Below are 21096 nucleotides of genomic sequence, written 5' to 3'. Positions count from 1 at the left end.
CATCTGCTTTTTTAAGATTTGTTCTCGCCGTTATCGGAATGGCCATTGCCGTTCCCGTTCCCGTTCTTGAGAAGTGAATCGGCCAGATCCTCGCCCGCTTTTTTGAGCGTATCCTGCGCTTCCTGTGTCAGTTTAGCATCTTCAGTCGGTGGAGCGGGTGGCTTGCTTGCCCCAAAGATGGCCGGTTTATTCGGTTGTTGCGTTTGCTGTACGGGAGGCGTTGCTGGGGGTGCAGATGCAGCGGGCGGTTCGGCTGGAAGTGTGGTCGTCGCTGGTGCCGCTGCAGGTTTGGCTCCACCAAAAATCGCGGGTTTTGCCGGGGTTTGGCCTTGTCCTGCGGGGCTCGCAGGAGGAGGCGCGGCGGGCGGCGCAGAGGGTGGTGCTACAGAGGGTGTGGCCGGGGTACCCCCGAAGATTGCAGGCTTTTCTGCTGGAGGTGAAGCAGGCGGCGCTGATGGAGGTGCTACGGGCGTCGTGGCTGGAGGCGTTGCTGCCTGAGTTTTGCCAAAGAAGGACATCGGGGCGGTTCCTGCAGCGGCTGTCGCCGGGGATGCTGAGCCTGCAGTTTCCGCTTGTTTGACGATTTCGGCCGGTTTTTGCGCGACCAGAGGCGGGGCCGCTTTCTGGACCACCTGACCGATGGGCGATCCGGCGGTGACAGGTGCTGCCGGCGCCGTTGTCGATGGCGGGGCTGTAGGTGGGGTTACGGGCGAGGTCGGACCGCCTCCGCCTCCAGAGCCTCCGCCGCCAGCGGGCGGTGTGCCCTTGTCGTCGGTCGCCGGGATCGGATGTTCGAGGGCGTGGATGCTGACGAGTGCCGCTATTCCTGCATCGACGGGGCTAATATTGGGTTTGAGGCTTTTCTTGTAGCCTTCGTTCATTGCGGCGATTTCCTTGCCGGTTTCGATGGCGACATCGGCGCGCATCGCGGTCCAACTTTTGTTCACCATAAGATCGCGCAGCTTGCGGATCGAGGTGGAATGTTTGACTACTTCCTCGTCGGGCGGCGGCAGGATCATGAAGCGTGTGACGCGCATGGCTTTTGCATGGCCGGGGTTGGAGTAGAAGATCGCACAATCGACGACGACATCGCCAAAGGTAATGACCGCCTGACCTTCACGGAAACCACGCAGTCCGTCATAGCTGGCGCGCGGGCGGAGCTGGACGCCGGCTTGCTTGGTGTCGTGATAGGCGCCGAATTCCGTGCCGCCGGCCATCTGGAAGCCCGAGACCTCCGTCACCATGGCGGAGCCCACGGTTTTTTCGAAGAAGTCCTTGGTTTCGGTTGGGTCTTCGAGCTTGCCGAAAATCTTGATGTTACAGTTACCGACAATCGAATTGGCTTCCTCGCGGACCCGCTTTTTCATTGCGGGCAAATCCTGACCGGAGAAGACGAGACAGAAGCCCAGCGAACGGGCCTGAGCGGCCATAACGGCCATCCCCTGCGCGGTATAGTAACCGACCTCGTCGAAGACGGTCATGAACGGGGTGGCGGAGTGGGTCGGTTTGTTCTCGATGACAGTTTCGCTTGATCCCTCCACTGTGGAGCCGAGGGTTGAGCCCATCATTCCCTTCATGGTCGCGGACACGATTTTACCGAGGTTTGCAACCTCGTCGCCGGATTTTTCAAGGGCCGGGATCAGAACGATGAGGATCCGGCGATTCAGGACCACGTCCACCATGTCCACGTCTGCGGCCTGCGTATCGAAGATGTAACCGTAATCGTCGCCCAAAGATTGCAGGGAGCGGGTAAACTGCATGGCCAGATAACCGTGCTGCTGGCTGGCCGTTTCCGTGTTGTATTGCGGCGTGTCGGGCCCGGGCGGCTTAACCTTTCCGTTATCGTCGTAGGCATCGTTGATAAAGCCCGGAAGGGTTTCCAGATATCCCTTCAGACCCGCACGCGTTATTGAAGGTACGGCTTCATCGCGTGACAGCTTGATGACGTTCGAGAGAGTGAGGTAGTCACGGATCGAGCGGACAGAGAGCGGGATGTCCTGATTGTCCCGCTTCCAGGTCAGGGCCGGCATGATGGAGCTGATGAGAGAGACCGCACGCTCTTTCCACATCGCGTTGTCGCCTTCGGCTTCCGGCATCAGGCTGACGAGCATGTTGACGAGATAGGAGGCGGATCCGCTGGAGAACGGGTTCATAGTGTTTGATGGAGCGCGGACGTCTGCGTTCCCCGTCATGTAGTTCAGAACCAGAAGGTCATCGTCGCGTCCGAAACGGCGAACAAGAGAAGACAGTGAGGACCAGAGGTCCGTATCGGCCTTACCGTCCACGTACACGAAACCAGAACTCCAAGCGAGGGCGTTGGTGACCATGGATTTCAGGCCTTCGGTCTTACCCGCGCCGGTGGTTCCGAGGTAGAGGATGTGGGTTCGGGCATCCGAGTTGGTGAACCAGACTTCCTCGTTGGTTTTCTCGACGTTTCCGAGATATAAAATTCCTTCAGCTTTTCCGGGTTTACCGTTGCGGCCGTTGTTAAAATCCTTGAATTTAGATCCCAGCGGCAATTTGAAGGCCAAACTTCTGTTACGACTACGCAGCCAGATCCAGTACAGGAACATGCAAGCGACAATCAGATCTCCGAAGGTCTGTGCCCAGTCGTTGATGTAAACCGCCATAGCTGCCATCATAAAAATGGCGGTTGAGTATGAAGGATTTGATAAACCGTCTGCTAAACGGACCGACAGCGGGCGTACATCCCGCAGGATGGCCTCGTGCTTATGTTCGTATTTTCTCTGGTCTAACGCCATTTTATCTTCTGTAGTATAAGTTGTATCTTATAAAAAATCATTATTGTCGTCGGCTCAAAAAATCGTCCGCTGATTGTGCTACGCCAGTCTCTGAGTTTGAGCCCGGTGATATTTTGGCTGACCTAATCATCATATCTGATGATTTGGGTATCGAGAGAGTCCAGGCTAAAACCAGAATGATAATCATGAGACCTGCTAAAACTACTCCGGCCTTACTGTTTCCACTATTTGACATCTGGCTTGAATTGGGTGTTCCGATTCCATTTGAACCGGAGGCTATATAGGAATGGTTGTTGTTCGAGCCGTGAATTAATTGAGGGCGGATTTTGCCGTGGCCAGTTTCGAGGGCTTGTGATGCAGCCATGAGGGCGTTAACTGCGGAATGACGGTCTTCGTAACAGGCAATGTCTATGGCTTCGTTTTTCTGATTTTTTAAACAAAGAGTAAATCTGTTGTTTTTCAAATCTTCGCGCACCTCTAATGCGGAAGATCTGTATTCCTCAAAATCCATTTGCCATACTACTGGGGAGCACGCATCAGGCAGCGAGAGAATAAGCTTCCCATCAACAACAGTTGCGTTCGAGGTTAGGGGATGGTTTTGCTTTTTTGCCATTTTCATTTTTTGCCTGTGTCTTCTTTGTCCATGATCCTGTTAAAATTAAGATTCCTAATGTTACTTAAATCGCTTTCTTTACACCTTTTTGCTTAGATTTACTGTAATCAAGGGACGGAATGGGTCTTGCCCGGTCGGACTTCATGTATTCTGTTATTGTACTTACAGCATCTTGGACTTTTGGCACCGGTATCGGGCGTTGGGTGAGTTTTTCGGCTTTATAATGCGCCATCGCTCCAAGAGCCTCCATATGAAAAGACTGGCGTCCCATGTTGTTCAGAGGATACCAGAGCGTACGGTCATGAGCGCGCAGCCAAATGAACTGTGACGGCGAGAGGACCCCTCCTTCTTCGCGGGCGTAGGCCAATCCCTTCATCAGTGCTGTGGTTTCGAAAGCGTGCTGATTAACCTGGGCAAGAGTTTTTCCTGCCAAATCCTTGTCCTTCAAAATGTTGGTTGCGTATTTAAAAAGCTTGCGGTCTTTCTTCATGTCCAAACCATTCTTGAACGACCAGCATTTAGCAAGCCGCCCCAGAATTTCGTCAGCATCCCCTCTTTTCCGTGCGGCCTTCATACAGAAAGCCGCCAAGAGCACTTGCTTGTAATCTTCAAGACTGTTCGGGCCCTTCCATCGTTCTCCAAGTTGTTTGATAAATGCTTCCTCTGCCTCTTCCTGATCGATTTTGCCATCGGGTATGGAAATGCGGTTAAATGCCAACCATTCCTCTGGCCCTAGGGCTTCGGCAAATAATGGGAGTTCGGCAGGAACAGGAGAGCCGGGCGGGCGGTTCGGCTGGTTAGAGGGGTTAAATTTTACGAATGGTGAGATTACGGGGAAGATATTTGCTTGCCTCTCAATCAACCCTTCGAGGTTAAATCTACGGCGATAGTGCGTCCGAGGGCCGAGGAACATACACCACATAGCGCCCAAGCCGAGCAGACTGACTAAAGGCATTCTCCAAGGTTGCATCGCCATCGCGTTAAAAAAAGACAGGTGTTTAAAACGCAGCTTGTCCTTTGGATATTCTGTAATTTTGTCAATCTTCTCGTGAAAATCGTGCGGTTTTCCGTTCCAAAAAATCTCATAGTCAGTATCCATAAACCAGGAGATCACCCAGACTTCTGCATAGCGAATCCAGCGGACCATTTCGCGGACCTCTCCTTGGAAGAAGTACCAGAATATCCAGATCAGAACGCCAAAAATAAACAGCATGATCGTCCAGCCGATCGCGCTGTCGTGGAGGGAATCCTGATTTTGTTGTCCACCAGCCAATTTAGAAGCCCAACCTGTCTAATTATTAACGCTTAGTGCTAAACATTAAGATGTAAAATAACAGAAAAAACCAGAAAAAACCAATAGGGGCATAAAAAAAACTGCCTTTTGGGCGTTTTGTGTCTTATGCCTATGTAAAATCTGCAAAAACGCTTGAATAGTTGCCCAAGGTTTTGCTACATCTTACGCGCCTTGGCCTTAATAATTTCTTATGGCCAGCAATATTAGAGAATCTTTGTTTTGGGCCGGCGTAGCACAGCGGTAGTGCAGTCGATTTGTAATCGAAAGGTCGGGAGTTCAATCCTCTCCGCCGGCACCATTTTTTAATAATATTATCTAGGCCAGCCCCATAAATTTAATGGCTAAATTTCAAGATCATTAGTGGCAAGAGGCTTCGTTGATATTTTGCGGGGAGGAGAAATACTTTCAAAAGCCGGTAGTATGCTCGCAAAGTATGTTTGATTGAGAACTTCTGTCTGAGCTTCGCTGGCGTTAACAAGTGAAGGTTGGGGGGCGTCTTGCCTAGCTTTCTTTGCGCCTATGGCGACGGCATAATGTGCTGATTGGCTGTGGCTAAGTCCTCGAAGTGTAGCATCAATGAAAGCTGCAGTGCTGACGTCACCAGATCCAAGTTGTCCAATGGGAGCTCCAATTTTTGGAACGGGAATTTCTTCAATAGTGTTCGCTGTAATCAAGATAGCCGGGAGGTGGCCGCGCGTGATGAGGGCGACAGGTTCAGGGGATGAAGGCATATCATTATTGAAGAGCACATCCTCACTTAAAGCTTTTTGTATATTTTCAGTGACTCTAAGCATTTGCGAATCGGAGATAGGGCGTTGGACATCTTTCATGCCGTAGGTCCGGCAAAATTCCAGATCATTTCCTACAATAACATTGGCGCTTTTGATCAGGTTTTTGAAAGTTTCTGCGTCATGAGGCCCATATTTAGCATGGGAAGGCAAAGCCAGAATTAATTCTTTTTTGTATTTCCACCGCAAGCGGAGAATTTCGTCAGTAAGAGTTTGCCCGAATTTTTCAGTTATAGATCCTGGAAGATATACGATGTCGGCTTTAGCGATGCTTGATTCCAAAAGAGTAGGATTTTCTTCAAGTGCTTTTTGTAAAGCTTGCGTTTCAGTGCCGGGGTAGGTCGCTATGATTTCGCGTCCACCGGTTTTTATAATGTGCGAGACAGATGTTTCTACAAGCGCATCGTTGGTCGAAGAAGGAACAAGAATGTTTATGCCCAGTCCACTAAACTTTTTACGAATCATTGCTCCATGCGGATCTGATCCTGTCACGCCAAGAAAATCTATGTTGACTTCACCGCCGGGTTGCAAGCTCTTAAGAGTTTGCATGGTAACAACAGTAGCGCCTCCAATCGTTTTGGGATGGGCATCTTTTAATCGTTTGCTGAGTTCTTGGTGCGTTTCCCGGCTAATGCTGACACGATCGCCCGGCTGCCAACCATTTTTTGTAACAATGTCATTGACCTCGTCTTGCTCATAGAAGACATCGGCCAGAAGAAAATCTAAAGCGAATAGTTTTTTCCCAAGATGACCATTTGAAAAAGAAATATCTGTAACGTTCGACAGTGATGGAGTTTTTGGTTTCGAGAGACCGCGTTTGGATACGTCATAAGGGCCGATAATCATTTTAGAATCTTCGGTCATATGGAGTTTTTCAAGAGTTTGTTGGTCAAGAAAGTCTGAAGGTTTGATTTCGATCGTGTACGGTCCCATATTGGCAACTATGAGAACAGTCTGTTCTTCAGTTGATCGTGTAAAAGCAAAGAGCTCATCATTGATGTTCAATACTTTCGTGTCTCCGATGCGCAATGCGGGACTGTTTTGCCTTTCGGCAATCAAAGAGCGGGTGAAATTAAGCATAGAGCCGCGCTCAGCTTCTTCAATATTGACGGCACGTGCGGCATAACTTTCGGGCATCGGCAGATAGGGTGTGTCGGATCCTGAAAAACCGGCATTCTTAAGTCTGTGGTCCCAAGGTATGGGACATCTTGCGATATCACGACACCTAGAATCTAATAGATCCTGCATTTTGTCATAGGGTATATCTTCGGGGATGCGAGCATCTGGTAATCCAAGTTCTTCTCCCTGATACATGCAAACGGATCCGGGGAGAGAAAAATTTATGGTCATTAGTTGTTTAAGGATGGTTGTGCGCAAGTCTTCAGGAGCATCAGGCGGTAACATGCGCGAAGAGGCGCGGGAGAAGTCATGATTACTCAAAACGTTGCAGATTGATCCGTCAGGGAAGTGTTGAAGGCTGCTGTTGAGCTTATCTCTCATTTCACGGGCGGAAGGGTAACGCCAAAATTGCATTTCTGTGTAACACATATCCAGGCCGGTTTTCGGGGCTATATAAGTAGAGGCGATTTCCATCGAACCTAAACCCCCATTCTTGCCTGCTATAGCTTCTCCGATAGCCGTTCTTTTTCCGAGGCCACGTGCCTCGTAACTGTCGAAAAGCTTACGTATGCGCCTTACATAATCAACTGTTTGAGGCTGACAGATACTATGCTCAAAGTATTGAGCATTCCAAGCATCTGAATTCCACATCCATGGGTTATCGCGAAGTTGTGGGTCATAATTCGCATAGGGAAGAGCGTCTAGGCGTAATCCAGAAACACCTTTATCAAGCCAAATTTTCATCTCGCCAAGAATTGCTTCTTGCACATGTTTCTGATTGGCATTTAGTGCGGGTTGGCTGTTGTTGAAATGGTGCAGGTAAAATTCTTGCCGTTTGTCGTCATATGTCCACGCAGGACCACCAAAGACAGATTTCCAGTTGTTGGGAGGAATGGGTTTTCCGTCAACGAGGATAAGATTGCCCACAGTATCTTTTTTACCCGGTGACCAGACATAACGATCTTCGTATACCGGTTCACGATTTCTGCTCTTTTCAAACCATTCGTGTTCATTGGAAGTGTGGCACATTACAAAGTCGGTGTAGACACGGATGCCTCTGGATTGAGCTTCTTTGATGAGAACATCAAAATCTTCCATGGTTCCAAATTTTTGGCCAATTTGCCTATAATCGCTTATGGCATACCCTCCGTCCCCTTTGGGACCGTCTGGAGATTTAAAAAAGGGAGAAATCCATATTGCGTCCACTTGTAGGCTTTTGATGTAGTCAAGTCTTTGTGTTATACCTTTCAGGTCGCCGTGTCCGTCACCATTTGCGTCCATGAAAGAAGCAGGATAAATCTGATAAATTATCTCTGAAGGACGATTGACCATTTTATTTCTTTTTAATTCCCATAAAAGCAACTTAAAGAATGTTATGGGATTTTTTTAAGTAGGTCAAGAAATCCTAAAGATTTACGGGCCTTACCAAATAATTTAGGGCGTCTGTATAGTGGTGAGGAGAGCTGTTTATCTTGAATTTAGGCGCATCTGTTGATTTGGAAGCATTGGCAAATACTACTTTGTTCTGGGAACAAGCATCACAAGAGCTGCGCTAAACTGGGGTATCCGTCCGGTTTCTCCGCTGCCTGAAATGTATGAAGAAGCAAAGTATTTGCTAGAGAATCATGAACTGGACGTTCCCTTGGGCTTGCGGCGCAACGGGGTAGGCAACGATTCCGAGCATGATGGGCTTCATGCTGGTGTGCCCTGATTTTCTGCCTTTTGCTTAAGGTCTTGCGCCGAAGACTGCGGCCTTATATTCTTACAGTCAGGGTGACGAAGGAGCTTTCCCATGGCAGATGAAGATGAAGCGTTAGTCGGTTTGGTTGAAGCGAACAGGGACCGGGCGAAGTTTTCCGGGCACGGAAAGGCTTTGGGAGCCGCCGGATACCGCGTTGCCAGTGATCATCCCGAGAATTGCGAGTTTCTGGGGCATCCGGGCCAAAGCATTGCCATTTCACCTCCTGTTGGCGGTTTTGAGAGCATCCTGATCGGGGCGGCGTGGAATAACGTCGTGGTTGAGGAGTCCGGCGTTCTCGGGCGCTGGTTCAAGAAAGTCCGCAAAATCGGGGTCGATCTTGATATCGGGTGCCTTTATGAGCTGAAGAATGGGAAACGTGGCGCGATCCAGCCTTTCGGAGAGAAATTCGGCGATTTTGAAGGTCCGCCCTATATTGCTCTCTCGGAAGATGAGCGGACCGGGGACCGTGAGGGGCATGATGAGTATCTCCTGATCAACGGTCATAAATGGAACGAGATCAAACGCATTCTTGTCTATATCTACATCTACAAGGGCGTACCCAACTGGTCGGTGATCAAGCCGCAGGTCGTGATTGATGTGCCCGGCGAGAACGATCTCTATGTGACGTTGGATGTTTACGACGATAGTTTGGCTGTTTGCGCGGTGGGGGAGCTTGAGAATGTGCGCGGCGGGATCAGACTGACCAACCGCACCGAGTTTTTTCCCGGCCATGAGGAACTGGACCGGGCTTACGGATTCGGCCTTGACTGGGGCGATGGCAGCAAACCGCCTGCATAGATATTACTCAATTCTCCATGGTTGAAATTAATCCTTACGAAGCTGTCCTCCTTTCCTTCGGGGCTTTGGTTTTCGGGATTTTCCTGCTTGTGCGCGGCGGCGGATGGACGATCGACTCCGCTGTCCATATTGCGACCCAGCGCGGTCTTTCCCCAATGTTTGTCGGGTTTGTGATTGTCGGGTTCGGGACGTCGTTGCCTGAATTGATCGTTTCCCTTCTGGCCAATCTTCAGGGCTCCGCAGGAATAGCCCTAGGTAACGTCATCGGGTCAAATATCGCCAATATCCTCCTTATTCTTGGACTCAGCGCGGCGATCGCTCCCCTGGTGGCTCAACGTTCCGTTTCTTTGTCTCGTGATCTTGTTGTTATGGTTTTATCTACTTTCTGGCTGGGCTGGCTGTTGAATAGCGGAGGGATAGGTCGTTGGTCGGGCTTTTTGATGATATTTTTCTTATTGGTTTACGTGGGCTTGCAATTCTTTCAGGCCAAAAGGGATCAGGCGCATGAGCCCAGGCTTGATCTCTTTAAGTTCGACAGCGATGTGGCGGCGCTGTTTTTTCTGGTTTGCGGCCTGCTTAGCATTGCTGCCGGAGCGGAGTTTCTGGTTAAGGGGGCCAAGACTCTGGCGGTTATTTTGTCCATTCCCGAATCCGTCATTGCCTTGAGCATCGTGGCGGTCGGGACGTCTTTGCCTGAATTGACCACCAGCATTATTGCCAGTCGGCGTGGCCAGACCGATCTGGTCATCGGGAACGTGATCGGCTCAAATGTCTTTAATATCCTGATGATTCTTGGTATTACCGGGTTTATGGTTCCCGTTTCTCCGGGAACTTTTCCACCGCAACTGGCTGCCTTTGACGTCTGGTTTGCGCTTGTTGTTGCCTTGGTTTTTGCCGCTCTTTTGTTTACGTCTGGTAAAATTACCCAATTTTGCGGGTTTTTGTTTTGTTTGATGTATGTTGTTTATAATATATACATCTATACAGCTCATCTTTAGCCTTTGGCACATCTTGAGCATGGAACGATGAACTTTTTTCAGGATACGGACCCATGACCGACATTTTCGATCCGAACCAGTATAAAGAAGTCAAAATCGAGATTAACCAGAACAAGATGAGTAAGGGCGACGAGCTTAATCTCGCCGCCAAGGATCCGACTCTGCAACGGATACATATCGGTGTGGGCTGGGACCAGAACCAGTTCGACACAGAACCCCTGGACATGGATATTAGCTGCTTTATGCTGGATCGGAAGGGCAAGACGCGCGTCAACGAGGATTTCGTTTTTTACAATAATTATGAGGGATCAGATAAGGCGGTCATTCACGGCGGGGATAACCGGAGCGGCGCGGGGGACGGCGATGATGAATCCATGCTTGTTCATCTGCCCTTTGTACATTTCGATATTGTGCAGCTGATGTTTGTGCTTTCGATTTATAAGGGCGAGGAAAAGGGGCAGGGCTTAAAGAAAATGCGTAATGCCTATTTCCGCTTGGTTAATAGCGACACGAATATCGAGATTGTCCGCTACGATCTTATGAAAGATACGGAAGAGCGTGATGAAACAGCTATGCTAGTTGGTGTCCTGAACCGGGAGGGGCCGAAGTGGCATTTCGTGGCTCTGGGCGAGTGTATCGAGGGCGGTTTGCAGAAGATTGCCGAGGGGTACGATATCATCGTTGGCAGCGCCTGAGGATTATCTCTTCATCCCGAGGAGTTGTCCCGGCTTAATTTTCGGGGCTTTGCGCCCCACACGGCCGCGCTTTCCGCCACCGGCACGGCCTGAGTCGTACATTTCCGTGTCGATGAGCTTTTCGATATCGGGCAGCTCGTTCATCTGGATGGCCTCGATGCAGGATCTGAAAAAGTTGCAGCCCTTTTCCTCCCAGCTATGGACTTCGTTGACATAGCTTTCGCCGTTGATGGTCAGGAAGACCGGGTTCCATTTGCCTTCCCTTGTCGGGATAACCCTCATGTGCAGGATTTGCTGGAGACGGCCGTGGGAGGAGAGGCCGCCGGACGATCCACTGCCTTTGTCTTCTTCGCCCTCTTTCTCGTCGTGCAGAAACTGGATTTCAGCCTGTACGTCTTCCTCGCCCGGGCCCATGCGGACCTCGGCGCTGCAGGTAATTCCTTTTTCTGCATCGTACAAAAACCAGGGCCGGGTTTCATAGGCCGAAAGAATATAATCCACCCCTAGTTTTTCCATAAGTTCTTTTAATTCGACCCTCATGGCCCTTTTCGCTTCTTTCTGATGCCCTCAATCTACACAAAAAAACCCTTTTGTGCATGAAATTCTTGGGTTTGTTAAATATTTGTTGAAGGAAATCAGGTAAAAGATAAAGAGGGTCTGTTTTTATTAAAAAAGTGTTACTTTGAGACTTGGGGTTAAATAAGGTTTTCTGCGTCTATATCAACAGGTTGTCACCGTTATGTTTGGAAAGCCTAACCTCATCCGGCGCCCATACTTTCTGGCCGCTATTTTCGCCAGTTTTTTGGCTTTTGCGCTCGATTCATTCGGCTCGGCTGCTTATGCTCAGGAGCCTGTACAGGAAAGCAGTGTCGAGATCAAGGCTCGTCCGGTCGATACGAAAACGCTCGTTTCCGGTCCTTACAAAATCAGTTTATGGGGGGTCGATGCCGTTGCTACCGGAAATCCGGTTTTTGAGCTTCAGGCGCGTTCAGTTCTTGAGGAGAAGATTGCCCAGAAACCCATAGAGTGCGTTATTAAAATCCGCAATCAAAACGATATCAGCGCCCAGTGCGTCAATCATGCTGAGGAAGATTTAAGCCTTTATATGCTTCAGCAAGGTTACGTCGTGGTCAACCGTGAGCTTGTCTATGGCTCTATTTACGAAAATCCCTATATTGAGGCTGAAAAGAGCGCCCAGCGCCAGAGCAAGGGCTTATGGTCTTTGAACCATGAGAAGGGTTCCGGCAGCCGTTTTGAGAACGATAATCCATTCATTCTCGGGGGTGTGATTTTTGTCGGGCTTGTTCTGGCTGCTTTGGCTGCGATTACCTTTTATATCATGCGCGGGTTCCGGAATGTCGTGGAAGTCCAGAACCAGAGTATGGATCTGGCGACCAAAGAGCGTGTGTTGCGCGAAAAGGAGAAGTTCGTTATTGCCAGCATGATCGATGCGGAAATCAAGACCAACAAGACGAAAATTGAAGCCTACCTTCTGATGTATGATGAAATGCTCAAGGATCTCAAAAATAAAAGCAAGGAACCGAAGTATAAAAAAACAGGCGATATCATCCAGAAGCAGCCGGCGCTGAGCCGCTCGGTTTTTGATGGCAATACTCATAAGCTCGACTTGCTGGGGCAGCATACGGCCAGCGATATCATTCATTATTATGCCCGGATCAAAACGGTTCCGGATTATATGGAGATCGAACCCGATGCGCCTGTCAACGAGGTGATCGGGATCGTCGATGCCGCGGTTGATGGGGCACGCAAGATCGATTCGATTTCAGACAAGCTTCTCGACAAATTTGCCTCGATGCTGCTGGTGCAGGATAACTAATCCGATAGGTTTTCTGCTGCGATAATTTTTGCGCGGGCCAGCCCTTTTTTCCTGAATCTTATCTGTACGTTCTGGTTTTGGGTTAGGTTTTGAGCGTCTTTGATGATTGTTTGTTCTTCGGAGAATACGACTGCGAATCCCCTTTCCAGAATGTTTTCAAAGGACAATAATTCAAGTTTTTCTGACGCTTTTTCGAGCGTACGTTCTTTTCTTTCCAAAATCAGTTTGGCGGTGGATGTCAGGCGCATATTCCATTTTTCCAGAATGCTTTTTCCTGTAGTGATTTTCCCGAGAGGCGGGATGAGTGAAGCTGTTTTCTTTGTGAGCAAGGTTTCTTTTCTTGAGAGAAGGTGGGTGAAGGTCTTGCCAAAATTATCTGAAGCATATCTGAGCGATTCACGTTTTGAATCAACCAATTTTTGCGGATGAACCAGACGTACGGAGGCTTTTTCCAGTCTGCTCTGGCGCAAATTGACGGATTCGCGGAACAAAACATTCATTTTATGGATAATATGGTCGGTTTTCTGGATTTTCAGGTCCAGAATCCGTTCCGGTGTGCCCAGACGGGCCTCATAGCTGTTTATTTTATGGCGATTTTCCGAGAGTAGGCGTGTGACCGCATTGATCAGGCGCTTTTCGTCGTCGCGGACCTGTGCGAGGAGGTTCAATCTTACCGGAACCGCCATCTCGGCGGCTCCGGTCGGGGTTGGGGCGCGCAGATCTGAGGCAAAATCAATCAGGGTTGTGTCTGTTTCGTGTCCGATGGCGGAGATGATCGGTATGGCGCTTTCGGCGGCGGCCCGCACCACCGCTTCCTCGTTAAAGGGCATCAAATCTTCGAGTGATCCGCCGCCGCGGGCGATGATCAGAACATCCGGGCGTTTTCCCGTTTCGGGTTTGAGTGCGTTAAAACCCCTGATGGCTTGTTCGACCTGCCTTGCGGCGCTTTCACCTTGCACCATCACGGGCCAAACCAGCACGCGGCGAGGAAAGCGGTCGGCGAGGCGATGAAGGATGTCGCGGATGACCGCTCCGGTCGGTGAAGTCACCACGCCGATAATCTCAGGCAGGAAGGGAATCGGTTTTTTCAGGGCTGAGTCGAAAAGGCCTTCGGCGGCGAGTTTTTTACGGCGTTCCTCAAGCATTTTAAGCAGAGCGCCTTCCCCGGCCAGTTCCATCGATTCGATCACGAGCTGGTAGCTGGAGCGGGGGGCGTAGGTGGTGATCCGGCCGGTGCAGATGACTTCCAGGCCTTCTTCCGGTTTGATCGACAGGCGGGGGATGGTTCCCTTCCAGCACACGGCGTCGATCACCGAGTCGCTATCTTTAAGGGTGGTGTAGAGATGACCGGATGAGGGTCTTGTCACTTTTGATAGTTCACCGCGTACACGTACACGGCCGTAGTTCTCTTCCAGGGTTCTTTTCAAAGACTGTGCGAGTTCGGTTACGGAAAATTCCGGGATGTTGGTTCTGGGTTGCGATCCTGTGCTCATCTGGCGATATTAATTCAGAAAGTGGGGAAAGCAAACTTTTTGCATGGTATATTCGGACATGGTCTTTTCCTTTTCTACTTTTCTCACTCAGGACGAAGGCGAGAGCCTTAAGGCGCTTCATGCGGCGTTGCCGTGGGCGGAGAATCGTGTGCAGGCGGTGGGGCAGAGGGCGGCTTCGTTTGTTGATGTGATCCGTTCAGGCAAGGGATCGGGAAGCCTTCTTGAGAGCTTCTTACAGGATTTTGCGCTCGATACCGAAGAGGGGCTGGCGATGATGACGCTGGCCGAGGCTTTGTTGCGTATACCCGACAAGGCGACGGCGAATGCGCTGATCCGCGATAAGGTGCGGGCGGCGGACTGGCTGAGCCGACAGGGGCAATCCAAGGACTGGCTGACGCGGGCGGCGGGGCTGGGGATGAGTCTCAGCCGCCGGACGCTGGACGGTGTTTTTGCCCGGCTGGGTGAACCTCTCGTGCGCGAGGCGATGATGCGGGCGATGCACGTGATGGGCAAACAATTTGTTCTGGGTACCGGATTGGCGGAGGCGCTGGAGGCTGCGAAAAGTTACGAGGCAAGGGGCTATCGGCTTTCTTATGACGTTCTGGGCGAGGGGGCGCGGGATGAGCGTACGGCCTTGCGGTATCTTGATTCTTATGCAGAGGCCTTTGAATCTATCGGCGCAGTTTGCCGGGCGAAAAGTCTTCCGGCCTCTTTGCGGCCCAGTGTTTCGGTCAAACTCTCTGCGCTTTATCCGCGTTATGAAGTGTCTCAGGAAGATTACTGCGTTCCGGTCCTGATCGAGCGGCTCGGGCTTTTGGCGTCGAAGGCGGCCAGTTATGATCTCAGCCTGACGATCGATGCCGAGGAGGCGGCGCGGCTCGATCTTTCGATCAAGATTTTCGAAGGCGTCTTGAAGCGGAGCGATCTTTCGGGTTGGACTGGGTTTGGGCTGGCGGTACAGGCCTATCAAAAACGGGCGCTGCCGCTCGTCAATTATTTGGTCGAAAACGGGCAAGCATACGGGCAAAAAATCCAGATCAGGCTTGTGAAAGGCGCCTATTGGGATTCGGAAATCAAGAAAGCGCAAATGGGCGGGTTCGAGGGGTATCCCGTTTATACGCGCAAGTGTAATACGGATGTTTCCTATCTGGCGTGTGCGTACACCCTGCTGAAAAACAAAGACCGGATTTTTCCGATGTTTGCCACACACAACGCCCATAGTGTTGCGGCTGTTCTGGAGATGGCGAAGGCTGAAGGCGCCGATCCCTCGGGCGATTTCGAGTTGCAGAAACTGTTCGGTATGGGCGATGGTTTGTTCGATCATCTTCTTGAGCGGAAGCTGGCTCGGGCGAGTATTTACGCGCCGATCGGCCCGCATGAGGATTTGCTTCCCTATCTCGTGCGGCGGCTGCTGGAGAACGGGGCGAATTCTTCGTTCGTCAAGCGGGTGATGGATAAGAGTTTTCAGGCTGAAGACCTCGTTCGGGATCCTGTTCTTGAATCCCGCGTCCATCCTTACAAGATGCATCCGAAAATTCCTTTGCCGGAGGATTTGTTTGCGGATCGCCGCAACTCTGCGGGGCTTGATCTGAACGATCCGCGAAGTTCGGCCCCGGTTGTGGCTTTCGTCAAGAATTACCGCAAGGATTTTATCGCGCAATCGCTTGTGGACGGTCAGCGCGTTGATCCGAAGGCTTCGGGTCTGATTGCGCGATCTTTCGTTTCTGCCCGGGAGGGTTTCCGGCGGTGGTCGAAAACGGATGCTGGAGGACGTGCTGCGGCGCTTGAAAAGTTTGCCGATCTGTTGGAGGCGCAGCGAGACGAATTTATGGCGCTGTGTGTGCTTGAGGCCGGAAAAACACTGCCTGATGCGGTCGCTGAAATCCGCGAGGCCTTAGATTTCTGCCGTTATTACGCGCAGGAGGCGCGGAAGAATTTTTCTGCTGGCGGCGTTCTTTTGCCCGGATACACGGGCGAGAGCAACAGGCTGCTCTTGCAGGGGCGCGGTGTTTTCGTCTGTATCAGCCCGTGGAATTTTCCTCTGGCGATTTTTACCGGGCAGGTCGTGGCGGCACTGGCTGCCGGAAATTCCGTCATCGCCAAGCCCGCTGAGCAGACGCCCTTCATCGCGTTGAGAGCGGTCGAGCTTTTGCACCGGGCGGGCGTTCCCGCCGATGCCGTTCATCTTATTGCGGGGGATGGGTCTATCGGGGCGGAGATTGTCCGTCACCCGGACGTTGCAGGTGTGGCCTTTACCGGATCAACGCAGGCGGCGAAGTCCATCCAGAGGGCTTTGGCCGATAAGGATGGGCCGATCGTGCCTCTGATCGCCGAGACGGGCGGGCAAAACGCGATGATCGTTGATTCGAGTGCGCTGCTGGAGCAGGTGGCGGATGATGTGCTGCTTAGCGCCTTCGGGTCTGCGGGGCAGCGTTGTTCGGCGCTGCGGGTTCTGTTTCTTCAGGAGGAGATCGCGGATAAATTTCTGGAGATTCTCTGCGGGGCCATGCAGATGCTGAGGGTCGGTTTGCCCGAGAATCTTTCCACCGATATCGGGCCGGTCATTGATCAGGAGGCGCTCTCACGGTTGAGGGCGCATGAAGAATTTCTGGCACGTACGGGGCAGATGATTGCCCGTGCAACTTTGAATTCTGAATTGACTCAACGCGGCTTTTTCTTTGCTCCTGCGGCTTATGAAATCACCGATATTGACCAATTAAAGGATGAGATTTTCGGACCCATCCTTCATGTCATCCGTTACAAAGCAGAGAGCCGTGAGGTGCTCGTCGAGCAAATTAACAAGCTCGGCTACGGGCTGACCTTCGGTGTTCAAAGCCGCATCGGCAGTGTGCAGAAAGAGCTGGCGGAGGGAATTGATGCCGGGAATGTTTACATCAACCGTTCGATGATCGGGGCGGTGGTTGGGGTGCAGCCGTTCGGCGGCATGGGGCTTTCGGGCACAGGGCCGAAAGCGGGCGGACCGCATTATCTGCGGGCTTTCGCTCATGAAAAGGTTATTTCCGTCAATACGACCGCTGCAGGGGGCAACGCGTCTCTTGTCTCTTTGGGCGAAGGGGACTAAAACAGAAAAAAGAGAGGCGGAGCATGAAGATATTACTGGTCGGATCGGGCGGACGCGAACACGCGCTGGCGTGGCGGCTGAAAAACTCCAAGAGCTGCGGGATGCTTTACTGTGCCCCGGGCAATCCCGGGATTGCGGACAGCGCTCAGCTTGTCGATCTCAAGGCCGATGATCTTGACGGGCTGACTCGGTTTGCCGTGCAGAATAAAATCGATCTGGTTGTCGTCGGGCCCGAAGGGCCGCTGGTTGCGGGGCTGGCCGACCGTTTGCGCGGCGCGGGCATTTCCGTGTTCGGGCCGAGCGCGGCGGCGGCACGGATCGAAGGCTCCAAAGGGTTCATGAAGGATTTGTGCAAAAAGTACGCTATTCCGACTGCCGCGTACGGGCGTTTTTCTGACATCAAATCGGCCCGATCTTTCATCGAGGAAATGGATACCCCGATCGTCGTCAAGGCGGACGGGCTGGCCGCGGGCAAGGGCGTGGTGATCTGCGCGACAAGCGAGGAGGCCTTGCGCGAGGCGCGGGATATGCTCGAGGGCGGTGCGTTTGGGGATGCGGGCAAGGAAATCGTTGTCGAGGAGTTTCTTGGGGGCGAGGAGGTGAGCTATTTCGCCTTGTCGGATGGGTTGACCATCCTCCCGCTTACGTCCGCACAGGATCACAAACGGGTGGGCGACGGCGATACCGGACCGAACACCGGGGGCATGGGTGCATATTCCCCCGCGCATTTCATGACCGAGGAGTTGGAGCACCAGATCCTGACGACCATCATCGAACCGACGATTGCGGGGATGGCGGCGGAAGGCTGTCCGTTTACCGGGGTTCTGTTCGCGGGGTTAATGGTCAAGGACGGGGTTGCGAAATTATTGGAACATAACTGCCGATTCGGGGATCCCGAGTGTCAGACGCTGATGATGCGGCTTCAGGGTGATTTTGCGAAAATCCTGAAGGCGGCTGCGGACGGGCAGCTTAATACAGCTAAAAAGGATTTAAGCTGGTCTTCGCAACAAGCTTTGTGTGTCGTGATGGCCGCCAAGGGTTATCCAGGAAGTTTTCAGAAAGGTACGCCGATCCGGGGTCTTGAGTTTTTGCCTGCTGACCCTGATGCCAAAGTTTTTCATGCCGGAACGGCTTCGGGTTCCAGCGGGGCCGTTTTGAGCAATGGCGGGCGGGTTTTGGGCGTTACGGCGCGGGCGGATACTCTTGCGGAAGCTCAGAAGAAAGCCTATCAGGTGGTAGACAGGATTGACTGGCCGGAGGGGTTCTGCCGCCGCGATATCGGCTGGCGGGCGCTGAAGGCCAAGCGAGAAGAAGCGGCATAAAAAGGAGGTTGGGGCATGGTCTGGCACGTTGTGCAAATCAACTGCGATGCGATCGTTGATGACCGTACGTTTCATCAGGAGTTCGCGGCGGCGTTCGGGTTTCCGAAGGATTATCCCGGGACACGGGAGGCGTGGATGCTTCTTCTTGTCAAGCTGGACGATGCGAGTAACCGTGTGACTGAAGTTTACTGCGATGTCGGAGAAGTTGTTACGGTCGAGCTTTTGAATGTCGCGTCCTTTGCCAAGCGTTGTCCCGAAGAGTTTACCCTTTGCGTCGAGGGGATTTCGTATATCAACTGGGCGCGGCTGGAAGAGGGGATGAAGCCTATTCTGGCGCTGGCCTTCTATGGGATGCAGACGTACGATCTCAGCAATTTCTAAGTTTTGTCTCTTTTGCTGCGGAAAAAATCTTTCAAGAGTTTACCGCTTTCTTCCTGCAGAAGGCCGTGTGCTGTTTTTGGTCTGTGATGGCAGGTGGGCTGTTCGTAGAATTTTGCTCCATGGATTATTCCACCGCCCTTAGGATCGGTGGCTGCGAAAGTCACCCGTCCGATCCTTGCAAAACTGATGGCTGCCGCACACATCGCGCAAGGTTCAAGGGTGACGTACAGGTCATAGTCGGGTAGACGCTGAACGCCGATTTTCCGGCACATTTCGCGAATGACAAGAACTTCGGCGTGCGCTGTGGGGTCAGATTCTGCGATGGTGCGGTTTCCTGCCCGAGCGGTTATTGTTTTTGTGTTGTTATCGACAATCACTGCACCGACTGGCACTTCATCCCGCTCTGCGGCTTTTTTCGCCTCTTCCATCGCTGCCTGCATACAGGTAAGGTCAAAGTTATCAAAGGGTTCTGTCATGGGTGATGATTCTAAACAACTAACAGACGGCAAGCCAGAACGAATTGCCAAAAGGTTGGCGCGAGCGGGCTTGTGTTCGCGCCGTGATGCCGAACGCTGGATCCTCGATGGACGCGTACAAGTGAACGGGGCGATTATTTCCTCTCCGGCTCTCAATGTTGGCGCTCAGGATAAAATCGTGGTTGATGGGAAGGTTCTCAATGAGAAGGAAACTGTACGTCTTTTTCTTTACCATAAACCTTCCGGGCTTGTGACCTCCCATAAGGATGAAAAGGGCCGATCAACTGTTTTCGATCGCCTGCCAACGGGATTGCCGCGACTGGTCAGTGTCGGGCGCCTTGACCTGACTACTGAAGGTTTGCTTCTTCTGACAAATGACGGGGAGTTGTCCCGTTATCTTGAATTGCCGTCTACCGGATGGAAACGCAAATACCGTGTACGCGTTTTCGGTTCCGTAAGTCCTCACGCTCTTGAAAAGCTCGGAAAGGGCATGAGTGTTGATGGTGTCAAGTATGCTCCCATAGAGGCTTCAGTCGATACCACGCAGCAGGATCGAACCGGTAAGGCGAATACATGGCTTCATGTTTCTCTCCGGGAAGGAAAAAACAGGGAAATCAGAAAGGTGATGGAGGCTCTCGGGCTTACGGTCAACCGTCTGATCCGCACTGATTACGGTCCTTTTTCTCTTGGCAAGCTTCCTGAGGGCGAAGTTCTGGAAGTTGACTCCAAGGTTCTGCGGCATCAGGTCATAAAATTTTTTGAAGGAAGGCCGGATGAAGTGCCTCCTCCCAAAAAGGCCCGTCAAAAGAGGTAAGTCGTGCGGATTGTTTCCGGCAAATATGGAGGGCGAAAAATCGAGGTTCCCAAGGGGGATTCGATCCGTCCGACCTCCGATAAGGTGCGCGGCGCCGTTTTCAATATTCTCGTAAGCCGGGGCGCCGTTTCGGGGACGAATGTCCTCGATGCGTTCTGCGGGACCGGGGCGATGGGGCTTGAGGCGTTGTCGCGGGGGGCGGATTATTGTGTGTTTATGGATATTCATAAACCGTCTCTCGACGTCACGCGGCGGAATATCAAGAACCTCGGGGGCGATGCGATGTCCCAAATCCTTCAAAAAAATGCCGTGAAGCCGGGGCATAGGCCAGAAAGTCTGAAGCCTGCCGATCTGGTTATACTCGATCCGCCTTATAAAAAAAGTCTTCTTGTTCCGGCGCTTGAAGCCCTGCTAGAGGGCGGATGGTTTTCCCGTAACGCGCTTATAGTTTGCGAAACGGAGAAGGCGTACAACGGGGGTTTTCCGGCTGCCTTTAGTGTCATTGATGAGCGAATCTATAAGGATACAAAAATTATTTTTTTGGCGATTTCTGATCGTCATTAAGGTCCGTAGCTGTTTTCTTCGTGTTTAAATTCGATTAAAATCTGGGGCTGTGATTTAGGGATTTTGTTGGAACCATGGTTATCGCGGCAGGAATTTTCGGATTATTCGGCGGGTTTTTTCTGGGCCAGATGGTTCTGTATTTCCTCTTGCGGAATGTTCCCCGCGAGAAGCTGCTGAACGATCCGACGATCAAATGGAAATACGGACTGCTGAATTGGGCTATTGCCTTATTCGGCTCGTATAGCATGGTGGTTACCTACCAAGAATATTTTCAATGATTTCTTGCTCTTAGAAGATTTTGAGATTAGGTTTTAATCTC

Annotated in this window: 17 protein-coding genes and 1 tRNA gene; 11 read left to right on the top strand and 7 right to left on the bottom strand. The window is 51.6% G+C overall.

The window, feature by feature from the left end; translation table 11 throughout:
* Window positions 1-11 precede the first annotated feature (11 nt).
* From IPN28_01045 to IPN28_01035, 3 genes are read right to left on the bottom strand one after another with little or no spacing between them, the layout of a single operon-like run.
* Window positions 12-2762, bottom strand: a complete 2751-nt coding sequence (locus IPN28_01045; protein ID QQS57434.1) for a TraM recognition domain-containing protein — start codon at window positions 2760-2762, stop codon at window positions 12-14.
* Between the two features lie 40 nt (window positions 2763-2802).
* Window positions 2803-3381: a hypothetical protein gene (locus tag IPN28_01040; GenBank protein ID QQS57433.1), complete on the bottom strand. Its 579-nt coding sequence runs from the start codon at window positions 3379-3381 to the stop codon at window positions 2803-2805.
* A 58-nt stretch (window positions 3382-3439) separates the two neighbouring features.
* The gene (locus IPN28_01035; GenBank protein ID QQS58506.1) at window positions 3440-4588 is read right to left on the bottom strand and encodes a type IV secretion system protein; all 1149 of its coding nucleotides are present in this window, start codon (window positions 4586-4588) and stop codon (window positions 3440-3442) included.
* A gap of 304 nt (window positions 4589-4892) precedes the next feature.
* Between IPN28_01035 and IPN28_01030 the strand changes: the two genes are divergently transcribed.
* Window positions 4893-4967: transfer RNA gene (locus IPN28_01030), tRNA-Thr, on the top strand.
* Window positions 4968-5010: 43 nt separating this feature from the next.
* Here the strand turns inward: IPN28_01030 and IPN28_01025 are convergent.
* Window positions 5011-7908, bottom strand: coding sequence for a hypothetical protein (locus tag IPN28_01025; GenBank protein QQS57432.1), 2898 nt, complete (start codon window positions 7906-7908; stop codon window positions 5011-5013).
* A 460-nt stretch (window positions 7909-8368) separates the two neighbouring features.
* On the opposite strand from IPN28_01025, the gene IPN28_01020 reads away from it, so the two are divergent.
* From IPN28_01020 to IPN28_01010, 3 genes are read left to right on the top strand one after another with little or no spacing between them, the layout of a single operon-like run.
* Entirely contained in the window at window positions 8369-9115 is a 747-nt protein-coding gene (locus tag IPN28_01020) for a Tellurium resistance protein TerA (protein ID QQS57431.1), read from the top strand.
* A 17-nt stretch (window positions 9116-9132) separates the two neighbouring features.
* Window positions 9133-10113: a calcium/sodium antiporter gene (locus tag IPN28_01015; protein QQS57430.1), complete on the top strand. Its 981-nt coding sequence runs from the start codon at window positions 9133-9135 to the stop codon at window positions 10111-10113.
* Window positions 10114-10166: 53 nt separating this feature from the next.
* Window positions 10167-10808, top strand: a complete 642-nt coding sequence (locus IPN28_01010) for a TerD family protein (protein ID QQS57429.1) — start codon at window positions 10167-10169, stop codon at window positions 10806-10808.
* Between the two features lie 3 nt (window positions 10809-10811).
* Here IPN28_01010 and IPN28_01005 read toward each other — a convergent pair whose 3' ends face one another.
* Entirely contained in the window at window positions 10812-11348 is a 537-nt protein-coding gene (locus IPN28_01005) for a hypothetical protein (protein QQS57428.1), read from the bottom strand.
* Window positions 11349-11547: 199 nt separating this feature from the next.
* Here IPN28_01005 and IPN28_01000 point away from each other — a divergent pair, with 199 nt between their 5' ends.
* On the top strand, window positions 11548-12645 hold the full coding sequence (locus IPN28_01000) for a thermonuclease family protein (GenBank protein ID QQS57427.1): 1098 nt from the start codon (window positions 11548-11550) through the stop codon (window positions 12643-12645).
* On the opposite strand, the gene IPN28_00995 is transcribed toward IPN28_01000, so the two are convergent.
* Window positions 12642-14138, bottom strand: a complete 1497-nt coding sequence (locus tag IPN28_00995) for an exodeoxyribonuclease VII large subunit (protein QQS57426.1) — start codon at window positions 14136-14138, stop codon at window positions 12642-12644. The two genes, IPN28_01000 and IPN28_00995, sit on opposite strands and share 4 nt — an antisense overlap.
* A gap of 43 nt (window positions 14139-14181) precedes the next feature.
* Here IPN28_00995 and putA point away from each other — a divergent pair, with 43 nt between their 5' ends.
* The 3 genes from putA to IPN28_00980 are packed head-to-tail and all read left to right on the top strand — an operon-like array spanning window position 14182 to window position 18923.
* Window positions 14182-17220: a bifunctional proline dehydrogenase/L-glutamate gamma-semialdehyde dehydrogenase PutA gene (gene putA / locus IPN28_00990; GenBank protein QQS57425.1), complete on the top strand. Its 3039-nt coding sequence runs from the start codon at window positions 14182-14184 to the stop codon at window positions 17218-17220.
* Window positions 17221-17243: 23 nt separating this feature from the next.
* Window positions 17244-18542, top strand: coding sequence for a phosphoribosylamine--glycine ligase (gene purD, locus IPN28_00985; protein ID QQS57424.1), 1299 nt, complete (start codon window positions 17244-17246; stop codon window positions 18540-18542).
* Window positions 18543-18557: 15 nt separating this feature from the next.
* Window positions 18558-18923 carry a barstar family protein gene (locus IPN28_00980; GenBank protein QQS57423.1) on the top strand — a complete coding sequence of 122 codons (366 nt, stop codon included), beginning with the start codon at window positions 18558-18560 and terminating at the stop codon, window positions 18921-18923.
* On the opposite strand, the gene IPN28_00975 is transcribed toward IPN28_00980, so the two are convergent.
* Window positions 18920-19363 carry a nucleoside deaminase gene (locus IPN28_00975; GenBank protein QQS58505.1) on the bottom strand — a complete coding sequence of 148 codons (444 nt, stop codon included), beginning with the start codon at window positions 19361-19363 and terminating at the stop codon, window positions 18920-18922. The genes IPN28_00980 and IPN28_00975 overlap by 4 nt on opposite strands.
* Before the next feature lie 34 nt (window positions 19364-19397).
* On the opposite strand from IPN28_00975, the gene IPN28_00970 reads away from it, so the two are divergent.
* The 3 genes from IPN28_00970 (at window position 19398) to IPN28_00960 (ending at window position 21055) form a co-directional block, all read left to right on the top strand.
* Complete coding sequence (locus IPN28_00970) at window positions 19398-20213, top strand: rRNA pseudouridine synthase (protein ID QQS57422.1); 816 nt, start codon at window positions 19398-19400, stop codon at window positions 20211-20213.
* A 3-nt stretch (window positions 20214-20216) separates the two neighbouring features.
* The gene (gene rsmD / locus IPN28_00965) at window positions 20217-20777 is read left to right on the top strand and encodes a 16S rRNA (guanine(966)-N(2))-methyltransferase RsmD (protein ID QQS57421.1); all 561 of its coding nucleotides are present in this window, start codon (window positions 20217-20219) and stop codon (window positions 20775-20777) included.
* A 74-nt stretch (window positions 20778-20851) separates the two neighbouring features.
* Window positions 20852-21055, top strand: coding sequence for a hypothetical protein (locus IPN28_00960; GenBank protein QQS57420.1), 204 nt, complete (start codon window positions 20852-20854; stop codon window positions 21053-21055).
* Window positions 21056-21096: the final 41 nt, after the last annotated feature.

It is taken from the genome of Alphaproteobacteria bacterium, assembly GCA_016699735.1.
Taxonomy (GTDB): domain Bacteria; phylum Pseudomonadota; class Alphaproteobacteria; order Micavibrionales; family Micavibrionaceae; genus JAGNKE01.
This window is presented reverse-complemented; position numbering and strand designations above follow the sequence as displayed.